This window comes from Fibrobacter sp. UBA3718, from assembly GCF_002371935.1.
In the GTDB taxonomy this organism is placed as follows: domain Bacteria; phylum Fibrobacterota; class Fibrobacteria; order Fibrobacterales; family Fibrobacteraceae; genus Fibrobacter.
This window is the reverse complement of the sequence record NZ_DFHR01000008.1, coordinates 44229-69017: the sequence shown is the minus strand read 5'-3', so window position 1 is coordinate 69017 and position 24789 is coordinate 44229. Positions and strand designations below refer to the sequence as shown.

General features: G+C 53.4%; 21 protein-coding genes. 9 read left to right on the top strand and 12 right to left on the bottom strand.

Annotation, left to right across the window (positions count from 1 at the left end; translation table 11 throughout):
• Positions 1–86: 86 nt before the first annotated feature.
• From B4A77_RS02275 to B4A77_RS02265, 3 genes are all read left to right on the top strand, one after another.
• Positions 87–1556, top strand: coding sequence for an anthranilate synthase component I family protein (locus B4A77_RS02275; RefSeq protein WP_290737925.1), 1470 nt, complete (start codon positions 87–89; stop codon positions 1554–1556).
• A 124-nt stretch (positions 1557–1680) separates the two neighbouring features.
• Positions 1681–3276 (top strand): bifunctional anthranilate synthase component II/anthranilate phosphoribosyltransferase, encoded by a 1596-nt coding sequence (locus B4A77_RS02270; protein ID WP_290737922.1) that lies wholly within the window; start codon positions 1681–1683, stop codon positions 3274–3276.
• A gap of 65 nt (positions 3277–3341) precedes the next feature.
• Entirely contained in the window at positions 3342–4874 is a 1533-nt protein-coding gene (locus tag B4A77_RS02265) for a bifunctional indole-3-glycerol phosphate synthase/phosphoribosylanthranilate isomerase (RefSeq protein WP_290737919.1), read from the top strand.
• Positions 4875–4918: 44 nt separating this feature from the next.
• Here the strand turns inward: B4A77_RS02265 and B4A77_RS02260 are convergent, their stop codons facing one another.
• Both B4A77_RS02260 and B4A77_RS02255 read right to left on the bottom strand, forming a co-directional pair.
• Positions 4919–5902: an FISUMP domain-containing protein gene (locus tag B4A77_RS02260; protein ID WP_290737916.1), complete on the bottom strand. Its 984-nt coding sequence runs from the start codon at positions 5900–5902 to the stop codon at positions 4919–4921.
• A 34-nt stretch (positions 5903–5936) separates the two neighbouring features.
• Positions 5937–6824: a hypothetical protein gene (locus tag B4A77_RS02255; RefSeq protein ID WP_290737913.1), complete on the bottom strand. Its 888-nt coding sequence runs from the start codon at positions 6822–6824 to the stop codon at positions 5937–5939.
• 546 nt (positions 6825–7370) lie between these two features.
• Between B4A77_RS02255 and trpB the strand changes: the two genes are divergently transcribed.
• Together trpB and trpA are read left to right on the top strand one after the other, a co-directional pair.
• Positions 7371–8645, top strand: coding sequence for a tryptophan synthase subunit beta (gene trpB / locus B4A77_RS02250; protein WP_290737911.1), 1275 nt, complete (start codon positions 7371–7373; stop codon positions 8643–8645).
• A 74-nt stretch (positions 8646–8719) separates the two neighbouring features.
• On the top strand, positions 8720–9472 hold the full coding sequence (gene trpA / locus B4A77_RS02245) for a tryptophan synthase subunit alpha (RefSeq protein ID WP_290737908.1): 753 nt from the start codon (positions 8720–8722) through the stop codon (positions 9470–9472).
• Between the two features lie 570 nt (positions 9473–10042).
• Here trpA and B4A77_RS02240 read toward each other — a convergent pair.
• Positions 10043–11308: an ammonium transporter gene (locus B4A77_RS02240; protein ID WP_290734517.1), complete on the bottom strand. Its 1266-nt coding sequence runs from the start codon at positions 11306–11308 to the stop codon at positions 10043–10045.
• A 57-nt stretch (positions 11309–11365) separates the two neighbouring features.
• Entirely contained in the window at positions 11366–11707 is a 342-nt protein-coding gene (locus B4A77_RS02235) for a P-II family nitrogen regulator (RefSeq protein ID WP_073113603.1), read from the bottom strand.
• Between the two features lie 236 nt (positions 11708–11943).
• Between B4A77_RS02235 and B4A77_RS02230 the strand changes: the two genes are divergently transcribed.
• Complete coding sequence (locus B4A77_RS02230; protein ID WP_290730130.1) at positions 11944–12381, top strand: dUTP diphosphatase; 438 nt, start codon at positions 11944–11946, stop codon at positions 12379–12381.
• On the opposite strand, the gene B4A77_RS02225 is transcribed toward B4A77_RS02230, so the two are convergent.
• The 5 genes from B4A77_RS02225 to B4A77_RS02205 all read right to left on the bottom strand — a co-directional run bounded on the left by B4A77_RS02225 (position 12378) and on the right by B4A77_RS02205 (position 16845).
• Positions 12378–13724 (bottom strand): ATP-binding protein, encoded by a 1347-nt coding sequence (locus B4A77_RS02225; RefSeq protein ID WP_290734519.1) that lies wholly within the window; start codon positions 13722–13724, stop codon positions 12378–12380. The two genes, B4A77_RS02230 and B4A77_RS02225, sit on opposite strands and share 4 nt — an antisense overlap.
• A gap of 99 nt (positions 13725–13823) precedes the next feature.
• Entirely contained in the window at positions 13824–14060 is a 237-nt protein-coding gene (locus tag B4A77_RS02220; RefSeq protein WP_290730136.1) for a DUF2442 domain-containing protein, read from the bottom strand.
• Between the two features lie 3 nt (positions 14061–14063).
• On the bottom strand, positions 14064–14324 hold the full coding sequence (locus B4A77_RS02215; protein WP_173555229.1) for a DUF4160 domain-containing protein: 261 nt from the start codon (positions 14322–14324) through the stop codon (positions 14064–14066).
• A 132-nt stretch (positions 14325–14456) separates the two neighbouring features.
• A complete protein-coding gene (locus B4A77_RS02210) occupies positions 14457–15599 on the bottom strand; it encodes an LEPR-XLL domain-containing protein (RefSeq protein WP_290730139.1) in 1143 nt (380 codons plus the stop codon).
• 115 nt (positions 15600–15714) lie between these two features.
• Positions 15715–16845, bottom strand: a complete 1131-nt coding sequence (locus B4A77_RS02205; protein WP_290730141.1) for an FISUMP domain-containing protein — start codon at positions 16843–16845, stop codon at positions 15715–15717.
• Positions 16846–17229: 384 nt separating this feature from the next.
• Between B4A77_RS02205 and B4A77_RS02200 the strand changes: the two genes are divergently transcribed.
• Entirely contained in the window at positions 17230–18213 is a 984-nt protein-coding gene (locus B4A77_RS02200) for a diaminopimelate dehydrogenase (protein WP_290737905.1), read from the top strand.
• Between the two features lie 132 nt (positions 18214–18345).
• Here the strand turns inward: B4A77_RS02200 and B4A77_RS02195 are convergent, their stop codons facing one another.
• Entirely contained in the window at positions 18346–19413 is a 1068-nt protein-coding gene (locus B4A77_RS02195; protein ID WP_290737902.1) for a CapA family protein, read from the bottom strand.
• 10 nt (positions 19414–19423) lie between these two features.
• Positions 19424–20752, bottom strand: coding sequence for a chromosomal replication initiator protein DnaA (dnaA, locus tag B4A77_RS02190; protein ID WP_290730150.1), 1329 nt, complete (start codon positions 20750–20752; stop codon positions 19424–19426).
• A 198-nt stretch (positions 20753–20950) separates the two neighbouring features.
• On the opposite strand from dnaA, the gene B4A77_RS02185 reads away from it, so the two are divergent.
• Positions 20951–22363, top strand: a complete 1413-nt coding sequence (locus tag B4A77_RS02185; protein ID WP_290737899.1) for a glycine--tRNA ligase — start codon at positions 20951–20953, stop codon at positions 22361–22363.
• Positions 22364–22450: 87 nt separating this feature from the next.
• On the opposite strand, the gene metK is transcribed toward B4A77_RS02185, so the two are convergent.
• Positions 22451–23641: a methionine adenosyltransferase gene (gene metK / locus B4A77_RS02180; RefSeq protein WP_290737896.1), complete on the bottom strand. Its 1191-nt coding sequence runs from the start codon at positions 23639–23641 to the stop codon at positions 22451–22453.
• Between the two features lie 183 nt (positions 23642–23824).
• Here metK and B4A77_RS02175 point away from each other — a divergent pair, with 183 nt between their 5' ends.
• Entirely contained in the window at positions 23825–24586 is a 762-nt protein-coding gene (locus B4A77_RS02175) for a Nif3-like dinuclear metal center hexameric protein (RefSeq protein WP_290737893.1), read from the top strand.
• The last annotated feature ends 203 nt before the right edge of the window (positions 24587–24789 follow it).

The window sequence follows — 24789 nt, the reverse complement described above, 5'->3', positions numbered from 1 at the left end:
CTTTTACCAAAATCGTTGAAATCCTCCGGGACCAAAGCCTTTGTCCACAAAAACACTAGGAAAAGGATTTTAAACCAGAGGATAAAATGACCAACACATCAAAGTCGCCGAACAAACCGGCCAACCACATCACCCAACAGCCTGGCTACGAACCGCGTACCGACAGCATCTACGTGGCGCTCCCGGGCGAACGTTACACCCCGTTTTCGCTCGGCAAGAAGCTCGGTGCGAAGGCAATCTTTGAATCGGCGAGTTTCTCCCACGGTCGCAGCCGCTATTCGACCCTGATGGTGGACGAGGGCTTCCGTCTGCGCCAGAACGACAACGACGTGAGCATCATCATCGACGGCAAGGAAAGCACCTTCCTCAAGGAAGGCGAGGGCGACATTCTCGACGCTCTTACACTGATTTCTGCCGAAAATACGGTGCCGCCCAACCAGATTCCCATTCCCTCTTCGGGCGTGGGCTACCTCGGTTACGAATTCTGCGCCCGCTGCGATACAATCCGCCTCGCCCCGCAGGTCGATGAACTCAACATTCCCGAAGCGGAATTTTTGGTGGGTCACATCTACATCGTGTTTGACCACTTTACCGAAAAGCTTCACTTGTTCGCCCTGAACTACGAAGAACACCAGATTGACCTGAAGGCCGCCATTGAAAAGGTGAAGGCCCGCCTTGCTGACCTCGACTTCAGCTACCTCGCCCCCGAACAGCAGTACGGCAAGGGCATTACGATGACCGACCTGGAACAGTCCCGCAAGGAATACGTGGAAAAGGTCGAAGCCTTGCAGAAACACATCATCGCCGGCAACATTGTGCAGGCAGTGCCTTCTCGCCGCATCCAGTTTGCAAGCGACATCGCGGCGCTGGATATTTACCGCAGGCTCCGCACGGTGAACCCGTCTCCGTATATGTTCTTCCTCGATTACGGTACGCACCAGTTTATCGGAGCCTCGCCGGAGAGCCTCGTGCGCGTGCGTGAAGGCATTGCGACCATCCACCCGATTGCCGGTACCCGTCGCCGCGGTAAGGACGACGTCGAAGACGAAGCTCTGATGAAGAACCTGAAGGGCGACCCGAAGGAACGCGCCGAACATTTGATGCTCGTGGACTTGGCCCGCAACGACCTCGGCCGCGTCTGCGAAGCCGGTACGGTGGAAACCACCAAGTACATGGAATGCGAAAAGTTCAGCCACGTGATTCACCTGGTCTCTGACGTGCAGGGCCGTGTGGCGAAGAACAAGAAGGCGATTGAAGTGCTGCGCTCCAGCTTCCCGGCAGGTACGGTGAGCGGAGCCCCGAAAATCAGCGCTATCGAAATTCTTTCTGGCCTCGAAAAAGTCAAGCGTCGCTTCTATGCGGGTGCGGTTGGCTACATGGAATCCGACGGTGACTTGGATTTCTGTATTGCTATCCGTTGCTGCCTCAAGCAGGGCAAGACCATTAGCCTGCAGGCCGGTGGTGGCATTGTCGCGGCCAGCAACGCCGACCGCGAATTTGAAGAAACGAATGAAAAGCTCGGAGCAATCAGAGCCGTACTGGAGGGGGAAAATTAGACCTTCCTATTACTGTCACTCTGGAGCCGAAGGCGATAGAGTCCATGGATCCTATCGAGTCCTACGGACTCTCCAGGATGACACATCCCCGAACCACAAACCTTTTAAAATTCGGATTAGAAAAATGATCATTATCATCGACAACTACGACTCTTTTACTTACAACGTCTACCAGGCGCTTGCCAAAATTACTAACGAAGAAATCCGCGTGCTCCGTAGCCGCGAATGCACCGTCGCCGACATCGAAAAACTGAACCCGAGCCGCCTTATTGTGAGCCCGGGCCCGGGCCGCCCCGAAGACGCCGGCATATCCGTGGAAGCCATCAAGCACTTTGCGGGCAAGCTCCCGATTCTGGGCGTTTGCCTCGGTCACCAGGCCATCGGTTATGCCTTCGGCGCAAAGATTGTGCAGGCCAAATTCATCAAGCACGGCATCGCCGAAGAAATCGACCTCGACGGCAAGGGCCTCTTCCGCACCATCGGCAAGAAGAACATCTTCACGCGTTACCATAGCCTCGTCATCGACGAAGCGACACTCTCTTCGGATTTCGAAGTGACCGCCCGCGCTACCGACGGCGACATCATGGGCATTCGCCACAAGACGCTCCCGATTGAAGGCGTGCAGTTCCATCCGGAATCCATCGCGAGTGGCCGCGCCGATGAATTCTTCAAGGCTTTCCTCAACTACCGTCGCGAACCTCTCGATGTGCGCGGGATTCTGAATACGCTTACCGAAGGCAAGGACTTGAGCCGCGAAACCGCCGAAATGTTCATGGAAGACTTGACCGACGGCATTATGGATGAACGCCAGATGGCCGCAATCCTTACCGCACTTTCGAGCAAGGGCCCTGTTGCCGATGAAATCGCCGGCTGCGCGAAGGTTTTGAGCAGCAAGAAGCGCAAGTTCCCCTACAGCGGCGACGAACTCACCGACATTGTGGGTACCGGTGGCGACGGCAAGGGCAGTTTCAATGTGAGCTCGCTCTCCGGCCTGATTGCAGCAAGCTGTGGCGCAAAAATTGCAAAGCACGGCAACCGCGCCGTCTCTAGTAAGTCCGGTGCCGCCGACTTCTACACGGCTGCAGGCTTCAAGCTGGACATGGCTCCCGAAAAGGCGGCCTCCGTCATCGACAAGACGAACTTTGTGTTCCTGATGGCGCCTGTCTACCACAGCGCCATGCGCTTTGCGGGCCCGGTTCGCGGCGTTCTCGGCGTAAAGACCATCATGAACCTGCTCGGCCCCCTCACGAACCCGGCCGAAGCCAAGTACCTGATGCTCGGCGTCTATAGCACGACCGTGCTGGAACCGTTCACCAAGGCGGCGAAGGCCCTCGGCGCAAAACGCGTGATGGTCGCCATCAGTGACGACGGCTATGACGAAATTTCGCCCTGCGTGCCGACGACCATCGCCGAAATCCTGGAAGATGGCGAGTACAAGACTTACCGCATCGACCCCAAGGACTTCGGCATCCCCTCCGTGGATCCCGAAGACCTCGCTGGCGGTACGGGTGTCGACAACTTCAACCTCGCTCTCGACGTGCTGAACGGCAAGGGCCGCCCGGGCATCAAGTACGCCTGCGCCCTGAACGCCGGTGCCGCCCTCTACATCAGCAAGAAGGCGGCCAGCATCAAGGAAGGCTTCGACAAGGCCATGAAGGCGATGGAAGACGGCTCTGTGCTGAAGAAAATCGAGGAAGTAAAGGTCGAAACGAATAGCTAAAAGAACAATAATGGATGTCATGCCCGCGCAGGCGGGCATCTCCTTTCATTTTGAAGTACAAAAACATGAGCGAAGATATTCTTGCAAAAATCGTGCGCATGCGCAAAGCCGATATCGAGCGGCTTGGGCTTAACTTTGGCATCGACATTCCGGAAAAGCGCCGCGTAGGCCATACGGAATTTCTCGGCAATGCGGGTGCGATTCTCGAAGTCAAGCGAGCATCGCCATCCAAAGGCGATATCGCTCCGAACTTGGACCCGGTAAGGCTCGCGACGACATACGCCGAAGCGCATGCCCAGGCGGTTTCGGTGCTGACCGAAGGGAATTTTTTCAAGGGGTCGCTCCGTGACTTGATTGCGGTTACAGACCTGATGGAAATGCGTCGTCAGCAGGGGTTGCATACCTGCGCCGTACTCCGCAAGGATTTCTTGCTCTACGAAGACGAAATCAACATCGCCTACCGTTGCGGCGCCGACGCCGTTTTGCTCATCGCCCGAATTCTCGACGATGCTCAACTCGTGAAGATGGCTAAGCGCGCCCAAAGTCTCGACATGCAGGCTTTTGTAGAAGTCCGCGAAAACGATGACTTCCGCAAGCTTTCGGTCGTCACAAGCGCGCTCGGGGCAGATGCCGCAAAAACGATTGTCGCAGGCGTGAACTCCCGCGACCTCGCGACGTTCCACACCGACCCGCTGGTCCCCGCAAGCGTCCGTAGCAGGCTCCCGGCGAAAGCTGTTTTTGAATCGGGTATCCACACGCCGGCCGACGCCGACTATGCGCGTAGCCTTGGCTTTACGGGAATTCTCGTGGGGGAGGCGGTTGCCAAGAATCCGCCGCTCGCAAAAGAAGTTGTGGCCGCGTTCGAAAGCGGGCGCGAAAATGCTCGTGGCAAGTTCTGGAAAAAATTCGCGGAACGACGCGCTACCCGCCGTCCCCTTGTAAAAATCTGCGGCATCACCCGTGTCGAAGACGGCTTTCTTGCTGCTGAACTCGGTGCCGACATGCTGGGATTCGTGTTCAGCACCACAAAGCGCCTCACCACCGAAAACTTCGTGCGTAGTTTTGCCGCAAAAATTCGCTCTGATTTGTCATTCCCGCGACCTGTGGTGAGCGAAGTCGAATCAAGGCGGGAATCTCCGCTCTTCGTCGGCGTCATTACTGATCCAGATTCTCCCGAAGGGCAAACCGCCATCAAGCTTGCCCGCGAAGGTGTGCTTGATGCGGTGCAGTTCCACGGCATTACGCCTCCTGCCGACGCCGACTATGCGCATTACTGCGCTGCCCGCGTAGGCGAAACCTCTGACTTCGAACAAGTTTCGGCCCTCCGCTCCCACGGTGAACCCCGCATCCTGCTGGACGCGAAAGTCGAAGGCATTCCCGGCGGCACCGGAAAGACCATTCCCGAAAACCTGCTTCGCGAAAAAACGGGAGACATCCCGCTTTGGCTTGCCGGCGGAATCACCCCCGAAAATGTCGGCACAATTTGCGAAAAGTTCCACCCCGAACTTATCGATGTTTCCAGTGGCGTGGAAGACACTCCCGGAATCAAGGACCCCGAGAAATTGCGGGCGCTGTTTGAAAAGTTGTCGGTCGAATAATTCCGTAATGCAAAGACCCTCCATTGGAGGGTCTTGTAAGTTTATTACTTCAATAATTCCTTTGCCAAGGGCGTCAGAAATTTTTCAGCATCATTGAGCGGGATGCAAAAACCGTCAATGTCTTTTGAATCTTTTGACACGCAGACCTGTATTTTCTTGTTGTCGTCCTGCTTGAAGAAAACCCGGTTGTCTTTATCGTTCAGTGCCTTTGCAAAACCCTTGTTGGTGATTTTTGTCTTGACGACAAGGTCTGAATTTTCCAAGCATGTAGGACCTTCGTTATCGTCGGGGCATAAATTCATGCAATCAAATTCCGTTCCGTTGTTCTTGACAACGTAATGCTCTCCTTCATACCCGGAAGCACCCATGTTTGTGCCATTGAAACACGATGTAACACGGCTGTTCTGGAAATCCGCCCACCACTCGGCACGTGCCATAGTCCCGTCGCAATAACCGGATTGACCGCCTTGACAATCAGAGACGCATCGGACTGACATGGCGCCTTTCTTGGAATAATCGGCGTTGCCGAATTTTTTGGAGGATTGACTCCAGAACCAATAATGCGCTTTGCCTTTGTCCTTCTCGGTCCCGGTCCAGAAGTCGGCGCGGACTCCCTTTAATTCAAACTTGCCCTTGGCATTCTTGAATCCTCCGAGGAACTTGGGAATGTGCAGCGCGTCATAGCCTCGCCAGTATTCATGTTCGTTTTCGATGGTGGGACCATTGTCGACTAGCTCTTTCCATTCATCGAATGTTGGAATATGCCAGCCTTCAGGACATGCTTTCTGTGCGGATTCCCAAGTGTACAGGCGACCGAACTGTTCGCAGTTGCTCTCGTCGTTTTCGTAGCAGAAGCTTCCTGGCAATTTTATGTTCATGTTGGCCGTCATCCATGGCTGGAATCGAATCTCTATGGTGCCGTATGTTTTTCCATCCCTGGAATCAGTAAAAGGAACGCCTTCGCCAGTTTGGGCAAAAGCGCCTGCAATAAGTGAAAATACTAGGCAAGTAAGCGATTTTGCGTCCATATAAATCTCTTGTGTTTATCGCCGCGTTGTAGTCTTAGTATTCGATTTCCACACCGAGCATGTCAGAAAGGCATGGGTAGAATTCCTCGTCGTTGTCGACTTGATATTTATGAGGATAGCCGGGCGCTTTCTTCATGTATTTGCTCATGTCATCGGCATTGCACAGGGATTCGGGAATCTGCAGCATCTTGCTTACCTTCTTGAAACTAGATAGGCAGGTCTTGCTTCCGGATGTGTAGGTGACCTCTCTCGTAGCGACATTTTCCTTGTCAATGCTCATGGATATCGTTGCCGTCACGGACTTGCCGTTCGCCTTGAACTTGACCGTGTTGCAATCGGATGATGATACGGAATACTCTTCTACATCGTTGTAATCGAGGAGGTCTTCAATATCATATTCAAGGTCTTCTGCCGGGCAATAGTTCTTCTCCATTTCCCAGGACATGGTAAGATTGCTTTTGGAAACATCCAGAACGTAGATTGTCGAGTTGCTTTCTTCGTCTTCTTTATTGTTGTCGCAGTCAATTTCGCCATCTTCGTAGCGGCAGCGTTCCGTAGTTGTTTTCCATGTCCCGAAAATGTTGCCTTTGCTGCCTCCGGCCATTACTTGGCTGCTTTCCGAGTCTTCGGCCTCTTCTCCGTTCCATTCGTAATGCTTGTCGGCTGTGTTGCCGTCCGCGAATACGACTAGCTTGTTTCCGACAAATTTGTAGTGGTACCAGGACGTGTCCACGTTCTCGTCCCAGCGTGTGTTGCTTTCGCTGACATAGCAACGGTCGTGAATGATGCCGAAGGTCTGCTTGTCTTCGTGAAGGATGTATTTGTTTCCGCTAGCTGCCGGAGAACTGCTGCTATCATCGCCACAGGCGACAAACATCATAATCCCTGCAAGGGGAAGCGTGTACTTGAGGGTCGTCTTCATATATTTTGTTTTTTCTTTTTATAGGGTGATTGTTCAAGTATTGAAAATAAACAAAAGTTTACCCGAGCGGAAGCTTTTTTTGCAAAAAAGCTCAAAAATGAGGATTATCACAGTTTTTTTTACAAAAATATGACATTAACCTATTGACAGACAACGAATTAGTATATATATTGCATAACATAAAGATGAAACGGGCAATCCGCTCTGGCCGCTTGCGGCAGGGTTCTCACGAAAAGGGATTCAGGACTTGCCTTTTCATCAAGTGTTTAGTAGAAGGCTTCCTGGTGATGGAAGCCTTCATTTTTTTTGCGCGTTTCCCTTGCCAACATAAGTTTCGGTTTCTAATTTTGAGCACATGAAGATGATTTCTGCAATCCGTTTCAACCGCTGGTGGTGGGGCTCTACGAAATAGAGTCCGGTTTGCTGATTTCATCAAGTGTTTGTAAAAGGCTTTCGGACTCACCGGAAGCCTCTTTTTTTGTCTTCCGGGTGGACCAGAAGCCATAACCATTAACCTCAAGGCGCAAAAGGCGCGACAAAATAAAAATGACATCAACGGTTTCTAACAACGGTTTCTTTGACAAGTTCGGCGGCAAGTACGTTGCCGAAATCATCCGCCGCCCGCTCGACGACCTCGAAGCGGCGTTCAACAAGTACATCCACGATCCGGAATTCCTCGAGGAGTTGCACGTTATCCAGCGCGACTACATTGGCCGCGAGACCCCGCTGTATTACGCTCCGACGGCAACGGAACTGTTGGGTGGCGCTCAGATTTACATCAAGCTCGAAGGCCTCGCCAACACGGGCGCACACAAGATCAACAACGCCATCGGTCAGTGCTTGCTCGCAAAGAAGATGGGCAAGACCCGCATCATCGCGGAGACGGGTGCCGGCCAGCACGGGCTCGCCACTGCCGCCGCTTGCGCGAAGCTCGGCCTCGAATGTGTGGTGTACATGGGCGAGGTTGACGTGCGCCGCCAGCAGCCGAACGTGGCGACCATGGAAATGTACGGCGCGAAGGTCGTGCCGGTCACGAGCGGTAGCCGCACTCTGAAGGATGCCGTGAGCGAGGCCATGCGCGACTGGGCAACGAATTTCAAGAACACGCATTATGTGCTCGGTTCCGCTCTCGGTCCCGCACCGTTTCCGGATATTGTCCGTACGTTCCAGTCGATTATCGGTGAAGAGGTCAAGCGCCAGGCCGCAGAACGCAACATCGACATCGCAGCGGTCGTCGCTTGCGTGGGTGGCGGTAGCAATTCCATCGGCGTGTTCACTCCGTTCATTAACGATGCGAACGTGCGCCTGATTGGTGCGGAAGCCGGCGGCATTGGCCCGAACGTGGGCGAGAACGCTTCCCGCATGACGGGTAACGCCAGTCGCGAAGGCATTCTGCAGGGTTACAAGAGCCGCTTCCTCATCGATGAAGACGGTCAGTCGCTGCCGACCCGCTCCATTTCGGCAGGCCTCGACTACATGGGAATCGGCCCGCAGCTTGCTGCCCTCGGTGAATCGGGTCGTGTGGAATTCACCGCGATTCTCGACAAGGAAGCGCTTGAAGCGGTCAAGTTCTTCGCCCGCAACGAAGGTATTCTCTTCGCCCTCGAAAGCGCCCATGCCGGAGCCGCCGCCATGAAGATTGCGAAGGAACTTCCGAAGGACAAGGCGCTCGTCATCAACATGAGTGGCCGCGGCGACAAGGACATCTTTATCACGAGCCCGGTGTTCCGCCCCGAAAAATGGAAGGAATTCCTGAAGGCCGAACTCAAGCGCCTCGACAACAACGAGGACATCCATGACGCGGAGATAATGAACAAATAAAAGGAGATGCCCAGTCATCCTGGAGGCCAAAGGCCGATAGGACCAGGCGGGCATGACAAAACGGGATTATAACTATGAACTTAATGTCTCATCTCATTGCCGGGTTCCCGGACGCAGAAACTTCTATCGCCATTGCCGACGCCCTCGTGAAGGGTGGCGCGAACATCCTTGAAATCCAGCTGGCCTTCAGTGACCCGAGCGCCGACGGTCCGGCCATCCAGACGGCATCGACGATCGCTCTCGACAAGGGCTATTCGACCAAGCAGGGTCTTGAAATCGTGAAGAAGATTCACGAGCGCCATCCCGAAACGCCCATCTACATCATGACTTACGGCTCGCTTGCTTTTACGCCGGGTATAGACAACTTTGTACGTATGTGCAAGGACTCGGGTGTTTCCGCATGCATCATTCCGGACTTGCCGTTCGATTGCGACGAGGGCCTCACCGAAGCCTGCAAAAAACACGGCCTCGAAAACATCCCGGTGGCGGCACCTTCCATGACCAAGGAACGCCTCGAAACCATGGCTTCCAAGGGCTTCAAGTACATCTACGCCGCTCTTCGCGCGGGCACTACCGGCAGCGAAACTACCATTGACCAGGCGACGCTCGACTTTATCGATACGGTCGGTAAGGGGGGCGCGAAAGTTCTCGGCGGTTTCGGCATCCGTAACGGCGAACAGTCCAAGGTGCTCAGCAAGCACGTGTATGCCGTGGTTGCAGGCTCCGTGTTCGTGAACATCGTCCTCGCCAACGCAGATACCGCTGAAGGCCGCAAGAAAGCCATCGCCGAAATCGAAGCGAAGGCCAAGGAAATTGCAGGAAAGTAAACAGTTGTTTTTCCCGTCAAAGAAAACCGGTGGGGGTGTACCCATCGGTTTCTTTTGTTTAATATCGGAAATCAGTTTGCACTCGGATGGGTAAAATACTGGCTTTACATACAAACCTCTGTTTTGATGTGGTTTAGTATGTAATTTATGATGTTGTTCAGTTGCCATTACATACTATTTTCTTTTTGAAGATATTTAGTATGTAATTATGATGTGTCAAAGAGTGATTTTAGGGCTCATTTGAGGAAAAAAGTCGTTTTAAGACTGTTTCTATCTTGTTTTTAAGGCTTTTTTTTGTTTTTTACATACTAAAATGTTTTTTTAGAGTGCTTAGTATGTAAGCCTGTTTGGCATTTTTTGAAAATTACATACTAAGTTCTCTCTTGTGATCATTTAGTATGTAATGAAATTGGTCTTTGTTCCAAAGCGATCGTTCGGAGAGCGGCAAAGTTGTCTGTAGGGCGTCGTCTTTGAATGGTTTTTTATAGATACACAGGAAGGGATGTCTTGCGACATCCCTTCTTGTGTATCTGTTGAGTGACAGTATGAAGTTTCTTGCTTGCGCCCAAATTACATGTTGCTGAAGATCTGGAATCCGCTGTAGGATTCTTGTCCGTGTTCGCTTTGGTCGAGGCCGCGGAGTTCTTGCCTTTCCGTGACGCGCAGGCCCATTGTCTTCTTGATGACGAAGAAAATCAGGCTAGCGCCGGCGAAGCAGGGTAGGGCGTAGGCGGCAACACCGATGAGCTGAGTGAGCACGCTGTAATTGCCCGTCATGTCAAAGATACCCACGGCAATCGTACCCCACACGCCGTTCACCAGGTGAACAGAGAGGGCGCCGACCGGGTCATCCAAGTGCAGGCGGTCGAACATGAATACTGCGCCGACTACGAGTACGCCAGCGAAGGCACCGATAATCCAGGAGGAGAGCGGAGTCACCACGTCTGCACCGGCAGTGATTGCCACGAGGCCGGCAAGGCATCCGTTCAGCGCCATGGTGGCGTCGGGCTTCTTCGAGACGATCCAGCTCGTGAGCGTCGCGGTAATGATACCCGCGACAGCGGCGAGGTTCGTGGTCACGAGAATCCAGCTAGTAGCCTTCGGGTCGCCACTGAGTGCGGAACCTGCGTTGAATCCCCACCAACCGAACCACAGCATGAATACACCGATGGTTGCAAGCGGAATGTTGTGTGCCGGGATGGCGTGTACCTTGCCGTTCACGTACTTGCCGATACGGGGCCCGAGAATCATTACGCCGGCAAGTGCTGCCCAGCCGCCCACGGAGTGCACGAGGGTAGAACCGGCGAGGTCGTGGAAACCAGCCTTGCCGATGGTCGAAAGCCAGCCGCCGCCCCATGTCCAGCTACCCACAATCGGGTAGACGAAAGCCACGTAGACAATGGTGAAGACCAGGAAGGAATTGAGTTTCACACGTTCGGCCACGGCGCCCGAGACAATCGTTGCTGCGGTCGCTGCAAACATTGCCTGGAAAAGCCAGTCTGCAAACAAAGTAAAGTGGCCGTTGTAGGCGGAGGTGAAACTGGCCGGATTCGCCCAGTCGCCAATGCCAAAGCCCGCGAAACCGAGAATCCCGTTGAAGGTTCCCGGATACATGAGGCCGAAGCCTAGCAGGGCGTACATCGTGATGCCTATGGCGGGGACCGCGATGTTCTTGAAGGCGACGTTGGCAGCGCACTTGGCGCGCACGAGGCCCGCTTCAACGCAGGCGAATCCAAGACCCATGATGAACACCAGCATGGCGCTGATCATGATCCAGATGTTTTCTGTCATAAAGATTGCGTCGCTGACAGGTACGACTTGTGTAACTTCGTTCATTCTTTAAATCCTTTTAATAAATCTTTTGTCTGTAGGCGCGGAGCGCCGTTCTTTCGTCTAACCGATTGCCTCCGGCCCTGTTTCTCCGGTGCGGATGCGGATGCACTGTTCGAGCGAGGTGACGAAGATCTTGCCGTCGCCGATTTCGCCGGAGCGCGCGCCCTTGATGATGGCATCGATGCAGGGCTGCACGAATTCATCGTTTACCGCAATCTTGAGGCAAATCTTCTTGAGCAAATTCACCTCGGTCACCACGCCGCGGAAGCGCTGGTTGTAGCCCTTCTGCTGGCCGCAGCCGAGCACGTTGGTAACTGACATCTTGAAAATGTTGTTTTCGTAAAGCGCTTGCTTCACGAGATTCAGTCGTTCGGGTTGGATGTAGGCCGTAACGAGTTTCATTGTTATTGTCCTTGTTTGATTCCAAGGAATTTTGGAATTCATCCCCTCTGTGCAAAGAGCGTGCCAATTTGGATTTTTATGGCAAATTTTTTGAAATTACGGCGTTTTTGCGCAAAAAGACGACCGGTTTCCTTGGATGGCCGAATGAAATTTTCTGAAATTTGTTTTACGGAATTTGAAATTATGGCTGAAATTGTAAAACCTTTCGACTGCAGACAAAAATGTATATTTGGTTTATGGCCTCACAGACGATCAAAATTCAGTATCTTGACGATTCCATTCCGAAACTCACTTACGTCGGCGGCAAGTCCGACTGGATTGACCTCGCGGCGGCGGAGACCGTGACGCTCAAGGCGGGGGAGTTCAGGCTCATTCACCTGGGGGTCGCGATGAAGTTGCCCGAGGGTTTCGAGGCGCATATCGCCCCGCGCAGTTCCACGTTCAAGAACTTCGGCATTCTGCAGGCGAATTCCGTGGGCGTGGTGGATTCAAGCTACTGCGGCGCGAACGACTGGTGGAAAATGCCGGTGTACGCCACTCGCGACGTGACCATCGAGAAGGGGAGCCGCATCGCGCAGTTCCGCATCATGGAGCAGCAGCCCACGCTTACCTTCGAGGAAGGCCCACTTGAAGGCGCCGACCGCGGCGGCTTCGGCAGCACGGGAATCTGTTAAAACTCAATCTTGTCTAGAACAATCTGTTCTGAATCTTGCTGCAAGAACATGACCATGTAGATGGGCAGATACGTCACCTTTCCCTTTCGGGAAACATTGCAGTTTGCAAAGACGAAGCCTTCTTGCATTTGGTATTCGGAATTCGCAAGACAGTTGTTCATGGCGGAATGGATGGTGTAATCCTTGCCGCTTTTCACTTCGATGGGCAATGCTCGGTTGTTGTATTCAATTACAAAATCCAGTTCGCCCAGGCGATTTGAATTGTAATAGTAAAGCCGGAACCCTTTTGAATAGAGTTCCTGAGCAATGGCGTTTTCGTAGATTCCGCCGGCATTCAGGTTCTGATTTTTTGTCAGCAGCATGGACTTCGTGTTCATCCCGTATTCCGAAGTGAGCATGCCGACATCCGCAAGGTAAAGCTTAAACAAACTGCTTTTCTCGTTCAGCTTTAATGGAATTCTCGGTTCGGTGCTGTTGAAAACAGAAAGTGCGACGCCAGCGTTTTTCAGCCAGAGGAATGTGCTTTGTACACGCTCAAAATGGAGCCCTTTTTTCAAGTCCGTCACGATGTACCGACGGTTCTGTTTCAGAAGTTCCGCAGGAATCAGTTCGTAAGCGTTTGTCAGCAACAAACGCTTGTCTTCCGTTTCGTATTGCGTAAAGTCGAGCTTGTACTGACTCAGAATGTCGCGATGGATCCGCATGACATCGTTCAGGTTGCTGTTGTCCGCAAAGTTGCTCACGGCCTCCGGCATGCCGCCCACGATAAGGTAGCGCGTGAACAGGTCCAGCATTTTCTGGTTTACCGCATCCATGACGGGCGTCCGGTTTTCGAAGGACGAGCGCAAACTAGAAATGATGTTGTCATCGATGTTCGTGATTTGCAGGAATTCTTCGAAATCCAGCGGGAACATTTCTACCGTGGTCATGTAGCCCACAGGCGCAGAATCGAGATTCGTCAGCTCCACTCCAAGGAGCGACCCGCTCAGGACATATCGGAAACTCCCTTCTTCTACAAGGAACTTGATTTTGGTAATCATTTCCTTGTATTTCTGGACTTCGTCGATGAAGATGATTGTCTTGCCCTTTTCCAGTTTCTGCGTGCTAAGAGCCGAAAAGCCCAGGACAAGATCATCGACAGTTTGCGTTGCGGCAAGAACATCTACCGCGGCAGGGGTTTCGATGAGGTTTATCTCAAAGAAATCCGCATGTTCTGCTGTCAGTACGTCCCGAATGGCGTGAGTTTTCCCCACCTGGCGGGCTCCTTTTACAAGCAAGGCCTTCTTTTGGCTGTTTTTGAGCCATTCTCGAATGTGTTTCTCGCTCTTGCGCTTCAAGTCCATCAAAAACCTCGTTTTTGGCCTTTTTTAGCCGTTCCGTCAAAAATACAATAAAAATATATAACTTTTGTCAAAAATACAATATATTTTTTGCTATTTTTGTCAAAAATTAAGGCTCTTGATGAATTCGGGGGCGAAATCGACGCCGTTTGACCATGTAATCGTGTGCGCTTGCAGCGTGAAATCTTTAAAGGTATTGATGTCTGCTAGTTGCTGCACGATGGGTCGGTGGTCCGACTTGATGACGCTTTCGAAATCAGTGACAAAACGGCATCCGTCGTTGAATTCGACGGATATCTTGTAATCGCCAATATATTTTGCGTCAATCACGTGAAGCATAGTCTAGACCAGTGGATCGATTTTCTTGTATTCTCCGGTGTTTGTCAAAGAATTCCAATTATCTAGCAAATCCTGCTTATGAAGAGTTGCCCATTCGACAACAAGACCTTTGACCCTTGCCGGAAGATTGCCTTCCAACATCTCAAATGTAGATAATTCGAAGACACCTTCCAAGTCATTATATATCGCATGGAAGTGTGGAGGCATATGATCGTTGAAGTACATTTGGATGACGATGCCCAAAAAACGGCATAATTCTGGCATTTTTTACTCCTTTCGCCTACAAGCATAAAAAGGCGAGGTTTGTGGTTTAGTGTCTGCGAACAAATATACTTTAATTGCCATGTCAGATTATGACAAAAATGGACTTTTTCGGGGTGCTTGGGCGCGGGGTGGTCAAGGAAACGGGTGCCCTTCCTGGACAAAAGACAATTCGGACACCCCAGAAGGAAGATCACCTATGTTATTATTAAGGGCCGATACCAAGTCTTCTATCTTTACTGATTCAACAGCCTTGAGCACCGTACCCAGAGAAAAATCCTTATTCAGCTTGAATTCCGGGACCTGGACATCGAGTTCACCATCGTTGGTCGACACTTTCAAGACGCCCTCATCGGCCACATAGAACGGGAGATTGGCGATTTCGCCCACCTTGAATTCCAGGTCCACATTCTTGGTCACACCCTCATCAGGCGCATAACTGAGGGTCATGTCCGGTTTTGCTTCGGCATCGGATTCAGTTTCGGAAACAGCGATATTCATGAACTTGGCTGAAGCTTCGGCAATGTCGATGGAGATTTCAAGCTTATTGACCTGCGGCGCAGTGATCTCGAAATCATCGTCGCTATCGAAGAAAGTGCCACTTCCGTCCTTGTCCAATTCAACAGAAATGCTAGCCTGTGCAGCAGCAGAAAGATTGGCAGAACCATCTACCGAAACCTTGCCCCAAGAACCGAGGTCGACACCGAGATTCTCAAGCGACTTAGATTCAGAAAGGTCGATACCGACAGTGAGCCTAGAACCTTCCGCAGAGAACGTGAGTCCCCTGTACTCTTCGCCCTGTTCGCTTTCAAGGAAATTCTTCACATAGGTATCCACAAGCTTCGTAAGGCTAAGCTTGGTGATAGGTTCAACCCCTTGTTCAAGGTTGGCATTCGCCTGCTCGATAGCAGTGCGGGCCATATCCAAGGACTGAGTAAGCACGTCATTTACTTTGTCCGCAATAGTCGTTTTCAGGGTGTCTACACTTTCGCCAAACATTGTGGTAAAGGAGCCGACAGATTCCGCAAGACCAAGTTTAGAAGCATCGAAACCTTCAATGGAATTGACAGCAGCAGACACCTGTTCGCCCATATTCCCAGAGATAGATTCAATCTGTTCCGCATAATCATTCAAGTGCTCTACATCAAATCCAGGATCGGCATCCATCATCAAGCGAGGCTCGAGAGATTCGATCTTGTAATTGTTGCGGGTGGACTTTTTAGCCTTGGGAGCAGACTTCTTGATGTTCTTGTTGTTGGACTTGACATTCTTGGACATGATTTTCGCCTTTTTAGTTAAAACTTTTTGTGTGGAATTTGAAAAAAATTCCATTTGGGATATACAAATTACAGCGCACTTCCAGGTGCGCTGTACTTTGTGTCAAAATTTGTGATTATTCAACCTTCACGCAACGGACGGAGAAGCCATATGTTTTTAAATCCCCATCATCTGGTTGCGGAGCTCGCTCATTTGAGCCAGATACATAGCCACCCGTTGCGTATACAGTCACATCGTAACTATGCTCTTGCGGGTAAAACCAGAAAGCAACCTTTTTAAGAGATTTAAACACACCTCCCTCAGGGTCCCTTAATCCAGCGCCAACTAGGGAGAACCCGGTTGTATTCTTCCCGCTAAAGCCATGCATTGAACGCAAGCCCTTGATGCCATCATCATTTCCTTCGGCTGTACGAACAACAATATAATCTTCATATGTAAAAAGCCTCCAACCATCGGGACAGATTCCCTGGTGGTTCGGCTGAATCAAATCGGCACAACTTTCAGTATTGCAGCGGCTCGGCAACTGCATCATCTCGGCCCACTGGTAGAGGCCACCGAATTCATCGCACTTGGTAGTATCATTGTTGTAGCAGTAGCGCTCAACCTTAGAATCATTATTTTGGTCGTTTTCGCCGAGCACCATCTCGCCGATATTCAAGTTTTCTGCCATAACTGTCACCGACACGTTTCCTGTTCCCGTTAATGGATGTCCCGTTATCGTTATGTAGTAATAGCTACGACCATTGCGCGGATCCGTAAATGTCTTATAACGATTTTCACCAATACGCCAATCTTCTGCTAAAGCATCGGAATGGTCAAACGGCACATATTCACTGCTGCTGGACTGTTGTGTGACGCTACTGGAAGAGGACTTCGCGCTGCTGCTGGATTTCGCAGAACTGCTAGATTTTGCAGAGCTACTCGACTTCGCCGAACTGCTACTCGACAGATCCTCGACCGGAGCCGAGGATGACGAACGCACGGAACTGCTCGAAGCGACGCTGGATGACGAACGCACCGAGCTGCTCGACTTCGGTGCAACGCTGGAAGAAGACGACTTCGCATTGACACTCGAAGATGACTTCGCGCTGAACGAAGAGTTCGACTTTACAGAACTGCTGCTGGCATCGTCGCAGTCCTCGCAGACACTCGACGAGGAATCTTCCCCGGGCCGCACGAAACTGCTCTCGTCGTCATCACAGGCGGCAAGCGCAAGCGTCAATGCAAGAGCAAACACAAGACGCACAGATCCTCGCCGGAGTTTATCCCGGCCTACGTGCCGGGACCCAGATGACTGCAGAAATGCGGTTACCACATGACCAAATGGTGCTTTTCTAATGATAGACATACTCTTCGTTCCTTCTATCCCAAAAAATAGTAAAAATTTTGAACAAATTCCTCCGTGTCTACGCATTCCGGGGGTTGCCGCGCCCGCACGAGGGGGTGACGGAAGACTCGCCTTGGACCCTATCGCTGTGCTCCAGGGTGACAGAAGGGCGAGGCTGCAGCCAGGGGGAGGCGTCCCCCTTTACTCCCTATAATTTTTACATGAATTTCTTTCGTCTTTCGTCTATCGTCTTTCGTCTAATGCTATATTTTCTACGCAAAAATTTTTAACAAGGATATTGTTATGGCAAAGATTGCTATTCTCGGTTACGGTAACCTGGGTCGCGGTGTAGAATGCGCCGTGAAGCAGGCTCCGGATATGGAACTGGTCGCCGTTTTCACGCGTCGTGACCCCGCTACGGTCAAGATCCAGACGGCGGGCGTTCCGGTGCTGAACGTCTCTGAAATGGAAGCCTGGAAAGGCAAGGTGGACCTGCTCATCATCTGTGGCGGCTCCGCTACGGACCTGCCGGTGCTCACCCCGAAGTACGCCGCCATGTTCAACGTGATCGACTCCTTCGACACGCACGCCAAGATTCCGCAGCATTTCGCTGCCGTCGACGCTGCCGCCAAGGCTGCCGGCAACATCGCGATGATTTCTGTGGGTTGGGACCCGGGCATGTTCAGCCTGAACCGCGTGTACGCCCAGTCTATTCTCCCGGAAGGCAAGGACTACACGTTCTGGGGCAAGGGTGTTTCTCAGGGCCACAGCGACGCTGTCCGCCGCATCAAGGGCGTGAAGAACGCGAAGCAGTACACTTGCCCGGTGGAAGCGGCTCTCGAAGCCGTGCGTAGCGGTTCCATGCCGGAACTCACCACCCGCCAGAAGCACACGCGCCTGGTTTACGTGGTTGCTGAAGAAGGTGCCGACAAGGCCTACATCGAGAACGCCATCAAGACGATGCCGAACTACTTCGACGAATACGACACGACCGTCAACTTCATCAGCGAAGAAGAATTCAACAAGAACCACAGCGGCCTCGCTCACGGCGGTTTCGTGATTCGTACCGGCAAGACCGGCATGAACAAGGAACACACCCACGTGATCGAATACAGCCTGAAGCTCGATTCCAACCCGGAATTCACGACGAGCGTTCTCGTGGCTTACGCCCGCGCGGCACTCCGCATGAAGGCTAACGGAGTGACCGGTTGCAAGACCGTCCTCGACGTGCCGCCTGCATACCTCAGCACGCTGAGCGACGAAGACCTCCGCGCTCACTGCCTGTAATCGATTTAGATCCCTGCCTGCGTGGGGATGACAACCGTGAAAATCGGGGATGACAATCGTAAAAAATTGCCTCGGACTTTGGTCCGGGGCTTTTTGTATAGGCGTGTCGCGCTTTGCTATTGCTAACCGCGGCTACTTGAGCGTTATCTTTCCGTCGTCGGCAATCTGGATGGGGGATTCGGGAATGTCCTGTTCGGTGAGTTCCTTCATGAGCTTGATGCAGGCGCCCTTGTCGTCGCGGTTGGGCTTGCGATCTCCGTTGTTGCCCTTCTGGATGAACGAGTAGATTTGTCCTTCCTTGAAGTCGCCGGTCTTCTTGTCGATGGTAATCTTCACGATGGGGGCGTATCCCGTGACGCCCTGGATGTTTACGCTGGTGGAGGTTGCGAAGTTCCCGAGGCTGTAGGCGATGAACTTGCCCTTGTAGAGGTCGATGGCGCGAGGCACGTGCGGGCCGTGGCCGAATACGATGTCTGCTCCGGCATCGATGGCGAGGCGCGCGAACTGGTAGGGGTTACCGCGGTTGTCGCCCAGGAATGTTTCCGATTCGCGGGTAATATGCGTGTACTTGGAACCTTCGGCTCCGATATGCATCGTGGCGATGACGATGTCGGAGGAGTCGCGCAGGAGGGCGATGGTCTTCTTCGCCTTTTCTGTATCGAATACGGTGAGGGTGCCGCTGCTCACGGAGAACGAGGCGAAGCCGTAGCGCACGCCGTTCAGTTCAAGGATCTTGTATTCGCAGCTCTTCTCGAATCCTGCATAGGCGAGCTTCGCTTCGTCGAGGGCGCGCTGCGTGCAGATTCTGCCTTCGCTGCCGAAGTCGCCGGAATGGTTGTTCGAGACGCTGACGTAGTCGAATCCCGCGTCGAGCAGGTGGCGCGTGTAGTTCTCGGGGGAGCGGAAGCAGTAGCAGTTGCCGGACTTCTTGGTGGAGCGGCAGCAGGGCTTCGGGAGCCCGCCCTTGTTCATGAGCACGCCTTCGAGGTTTCCCGTGGTGAGGTCGGCATCCCTCAGGATGTCCTTCACTTCGGAGAACACGAGCTCGCCGTCCTGCTTGGGGAGTACGGGTTTTTCTTCGGGGAAGTTGAGGCCCATCATGATGTCGCCAACACCGATGACGGTGAGCGTTTCGGGTTCGGCAAAAGCTGCCATTGCGGTCATCGCAAGGCAGATTCCGGAGAGTTTGAATAAATTCATCTTAAATCCGTTAGTCGTGGATAGAGTTCTTTAGGCCTTCGATGAGGCGTGCGAATGCTGCGTCCGTTTCCATCTCCTTCTTGACGCTCTTGATGGCGTGGACGACGGTGGAGTGGTCCTTGCCGCCGAAGCGGGAACCTATGCTCTGGAGGCTGATGGAGGAACATTCGCGCATGAGGTACATCGCGACCTGACGCGCCTTCGAGATTTCCTTGGTGCCGCGCCCGGGCTCGGTGAGCTTGGATTCGGGCACCTCGTAATGCTGCGAGACGGCGTGGAGCACGGCGTCGAGGCTTACTCGGCGGCGGAGCGTGGGCGCGATTTCGGCGGCCACTTTCTGCGCAATGCTCATGTCGATATCGTGGTTCATGAGGCTCGACTGCAGCGTGAGCTTGATGATGGCGCTTTCGAGGCAGCGGACGTTGCTCGCAATTTTCTCGGCGAGGAAATGCAGCACGTCGTCGCTGATTTCGAGATGGCGTTCTTCGGCCTTCTTGTGGAGGATGGCCTCGCGCGTCTCGACGTCGGGCGGCTGGATGTCCACGGTGAGGCCCCATGCGAAGCGGCTCACGAGGCGGTCGGAGAGGTTCTTCACTTCGCCTGCCGGAGCGTCGGAGGTAAGCACGATCTGTTTGCCCGCCTGGTGCAGCGCGTTGAAAATCAGGAAGAACTCGTTCTGCGTCTCGTACTTGCCTGTCCAGTTCTGGATGTCGTCGATGAGGAGGATGTCGACCTCGTTGCGGTAGAAGTCGCTCATCTCCGTGACGCGGCCTTCGCGCAGGCACTTCATGTACTGCTGCGAGAAATCCTCGCTGGTGAGGTAGCAGACGCGCTTAGTCGGGTCTTCTTCGAGGATGTAGTTGCCGATGGCCTGCAGGAGGTGCGTCTTGCCGAGTCCCGATGATCCGTAGATGAACAGCGGATTGTACTGCGTGCCGTCGGGGTTTTTCGCGACGGCGATGGCCGCGTTGAATGCGAGCTGCGCCTTGTCGCCGGGCACGAAGTTCTCGAAGCGGAAGCTCCCCGAAAGCGGGACGCTCGGCTTGAGGAAGTCCTTGAAACTGTTGTCACTAGGGGCTTGTGCGGGCTGCAGTGCGATTTCTTGCGGCTGGAACTCGAACTCCATGGGCGTGTCCAGGTGCGTCGCGTCCTTCCATCCGAGCTTGATGAGTTCTTTGTAGGCAGAGTAGACCTTGGTGTCCAGTCCGGGCGGCACGGAAATCACTGTGTGTCCGGCAGTCTGGTTCACCAGCTTTGTCTGTGCGAAATAAGTCTTGAAGACGGAATCGGAGAGCATTCCGCGCAAGTAGTTCAGGCATCTTTCCCAGTCGATCTGCATAAATATTCTATTCCTTGTCCGTGAGGGGCGGACATCATAAATCTATCAACAAGTAGGCCTATAAATCTAGTAAAAAAGAGTAAAATGTTGATAAGGTAGAGGAAAAGTCCTCAAAAAAACTATATTTGACCCCCGTCAGGGCCTATCATCCAGGTAGGTTCCTAGTCCGGCTTGATTTAGCCGATAAAGGATTACATAATGGCAAAGAAAGTTCAGGATGCCCTCAAGGACATCATCTCCCTCTGCAAGCGCCGCGGTTTCATTTTCCCCGGCTCCGAAATTTACGACGGCCTCGCCAACACTTGGGACTACGGTCCGTATGGCGTGGAACTGAAGCGTAACATCAAGAACCTCTGGTGGAAGAAGTTCGTCACGAGCCGCCAGGATGTGCTCGGTCTCGACAGCTCTATTCTTTTGAACCCCCGCGTCTGGAAGGCCTCGGGCCACGTGGGCAACTTCTCTGACCCGCTGGTGGACTGCCTCGCTTGCCACGAACGTTTCCGTGCCGACCAACTTTTGGAAGACAAGCTCGGCGAAGGCTGCTGCGCCGGCAAGAACTTTGACGAAGTCCACCAGATGATGATGGACAACAAGATCGAATGCCCGACCTGCGGCAAGACCGACTGGACCAAGCCCCGCGCATTCAACCTGATGTTCCAGACCGAAATCGGCGTGATCGAAGGCGAAGGCAACAAGGTTTACCTCCGTCCGGAAACGGCCCAGGGTATTTTCGTGGACTTCAAGAACATTGTCGACAATGTCCGCCCGCGCATCCCGTTCGGTGTGGGCCAGATCGGTAAGAGCTTCCGTAACGAAATCACTCCGGGTAACTTCATCTTCCGTACCCGCGAATTCGAACAGATGGAACTGGAATTCTTCTGCGAACCGGGCACCGAACTGGAATGGTACAACTTCTGGCGCAAGTACTGCTTTGACTGGCTCGTGAACGACCTGGGCGTGAACAAGGAAAAGCTCCGCCTCCGCGAACATGCCAAGGAAGAACTTTCTCACTATTCCAACGGCACCACCGACGTGGAATACGAATTCCCGTTCGGTTGGGGCGAACTTTGGGGTATCGCAAGCCGTACGAACTACGACTTGACGCAGCACCAGAACGAATCCAAGGTCAAGCAGGAATACATCGACCCGGTGCAGAACAAGCGTTATATTCCGTACGTGGTGGAACCGTCTCTCGGTGTGGAACGTTTGCTCCTCGTGCTTCTCTGCGACGCTTACGAAGTCGAAAAGCTCGAAAACGACGAACGTACCGTGCTCCACTTCGACCCGAAGATTGCTCCGGTGAAGGTCGCCGTGCTCCCGCTGGTGAAGAAGGGCCAGGTGAAGGCCAAGGCCGAAGAGCTCTACCAGAAGCTCCTGAACCGCTGGAACGTGGAATACGACGAAACGCAGTCCATCGGTAAGCGCTACCGCCGTCAGGACGAACTCGGCACGCCGTTCTGCGTGACTGTCGACTTCGACACCGTGGGCGAGGGTGAATCCGATCCGGCAAAGCTCGGCTTCGTGACCGTCCGCGAACGCGACTCCATGAAGCAGGAACTGGTAAAGATTGACGAACTCGAAGCTTACCTGTCCGCCAAGCTCGGTTGTTAATAGCGTTTGTCCGTAACGGATAAATGAAAAGAGCGCTCCCGGTTCGGGAGCGCTCTTTCGTATGTCGTTTTCTGCGGCTTCGCAGGATTAGATCTTCGCGGCCTTCTTGAGTGCTGCGGCCTTGTCCGTCTTTTCCCACGTGAAGCGCTTGCCGGTGCGGCCAAAATGGCCGAGCGCGGCGGTCTCCACGTAGCCGGGCTTCCTCAGGTCGAGCATCTTCTCGATGCCTGCCGGGGAAAGGTCGAAGTTCTTCGCGACGATTTCTTCGATCTTGCGATCGCCAATCTTACCGGTACCGAAGGTGTTCACGAGCACGGACACGGGCTTGCTGTAACCGATGGCGTAGGCGAGCTGGACTTCGCAACGGTAGGCGAGGCCTGCAGCCACAATGTTCTTCGCTACGTAGCGGGCAGCGTATGCTGCACTGCGGTCGACCTTGGAGGGGTCCTTGCCGCTGAACGCGCCACCGCCATGACGGCCCATGCCGCCGTAGGTGTCCACGATAATCTTGCGCCCGGTGAGGCCGCAGTCGCCGTGCGGGCCGCCGACAACGAACTTGCCGGTCGGGTTCACGAGGTAGCGGGTATTCTTGTCGAGGAGCTTGGCCGGGATGACCTTCTTGATGAGCTTCTCGATGATTTCCTTTTCGATCACGGCGTGCTTGAGTTCCTTGCCGTTCACGAATTCATCGTGCTGGGTAGAAATCACGACGGTGTCCACGCGTACGGGCTTGTCGTTCTCGTCGTATTCCACAGTCACCTGCGACTTGGCGTCCGGGCGCAGCCACTTGATCTTGCCCTGTTCGCGGAGTTCCTGGATCTTTTCCATGAGCTTGTGGGCGAGGCTGATCGGGAGCGGCATCAGTTCCGGCGTCTCGTTCACGGCGTAGCCGAACATCATGCCCTGGTCACCGGCACCCTGCTTGTCGTCCTTCTTGCCGTCGGCGGCCTTGGCATCCACGCCCTGCGCAATGTCGGGGGACTGCTTGTCCATCGCGACGAGCACGGCGCAGCCCTTGTAGTCGAACTGCAGGTCGGGGTTCACGTAGCCGATATTCTTGATGGTGTTGCGGGCGACTTCCTGGAAGTCGACGTTCGCCTTGGTGGTGATTTCGCCGGAAATCACGACGAGGCCCGTGTTCACGAGCGTCTCGCAGGCCACGCGGCTCTTCGGGTCCTGTGCGAGGCAGGCGTCGAGGATGGAATCGGAAATCTGGTCGGCAACCTTGTCCGGGTGTCCCTTGGACACGGATTCAGAGGTAAATAGATAGTGTGCCATTGCTGGGCTCCTTTGTTAACAGCACCGAAAAGAAAGTCGCATTTTTGAGCTTCCCCAAGCGCTGAAAAAACGTTTTTTGGTTTTCTATGCATAAATGTACAAAAACGCATAAGGTTTGACAACTCCGGACGGGCGGGTGAGGTTCGGTTCGGTCATTTTTCTCTTTTTTGCTATTTTCTGGGTATGAACATATCTGATTTTTCCGGCTGGCTGAACGACCTTCTTGAACCGCACGCGTTCAAGGACTACTGTGTGGATGGCCTCTGCGTGGAGGCGTCCGACAAGGTGACCAAAATCGTGACGGGAGTATCTTTCCGTGACAGGCTTATCGATGCGGCAATCGAGGAACATGCGGACTGCATTATTGTCCACCACCCGAACGGGTTCTGGCAGGGCGAGAACCGCGTGCTCGTGGGCAAGTTCGGCGAGCGCATGCGCCGCCTGATGCAAAACGGCATCTCGCTGTACGGCTACCACCTGCCGCTCGACGGCCACATGGAAATCGGGAACAACGTGCAGATTGCCCGTGCGCTCGGCCTCGAGAAGATTGATGGGTTTATGCGTGAGGGCGAACGTACCGTGGGCGTCGTGGGGGAGTTTGCCGAGCCTGTTTCCCGCGAGGGCTTTGTGGACCTTGCCAGCGGAGTTTTCGAGCATGGGGTGCAGCACAGCCTCCTGTACGGTAGCGAGACTGTCCGGAAGGTCGCCATCTGCAGCGGCTCCGGCGCAAGCGGCATCGAGGAGGCCATCTCGCTCGGCTGTGACGCATTTGTCACCGGCGAAATCAAGGAGGCTGTGCCTATCGCCGTCGAGGAACTCGGTTTCAACCTGATTTCGGCGGGCCACCACCGCACCGAGATTTTCGGCGTCCGGGCGCTGGCTGTGAAAATCGAAAACGACCTCGGGATACCTGCCAGGTTTATCGACATCGACAACGAAGTATAGCGGGTCCGCCCCCCAAAAAAAGAGGGAATGTGAATTCCGACCGGGCAGGTAGGGAATTTGACCTAAATCACATGTCTGGCAAGGGATTGGACCGTAAAAAGGCTTTTGCGCGTGATGATTCTCACACGCCTTCTTTTTGATGTTGTTATTTTTCTTAAAATTATTATATCTTTACAAATATTTGCTAAATTTGAGCAAAAATG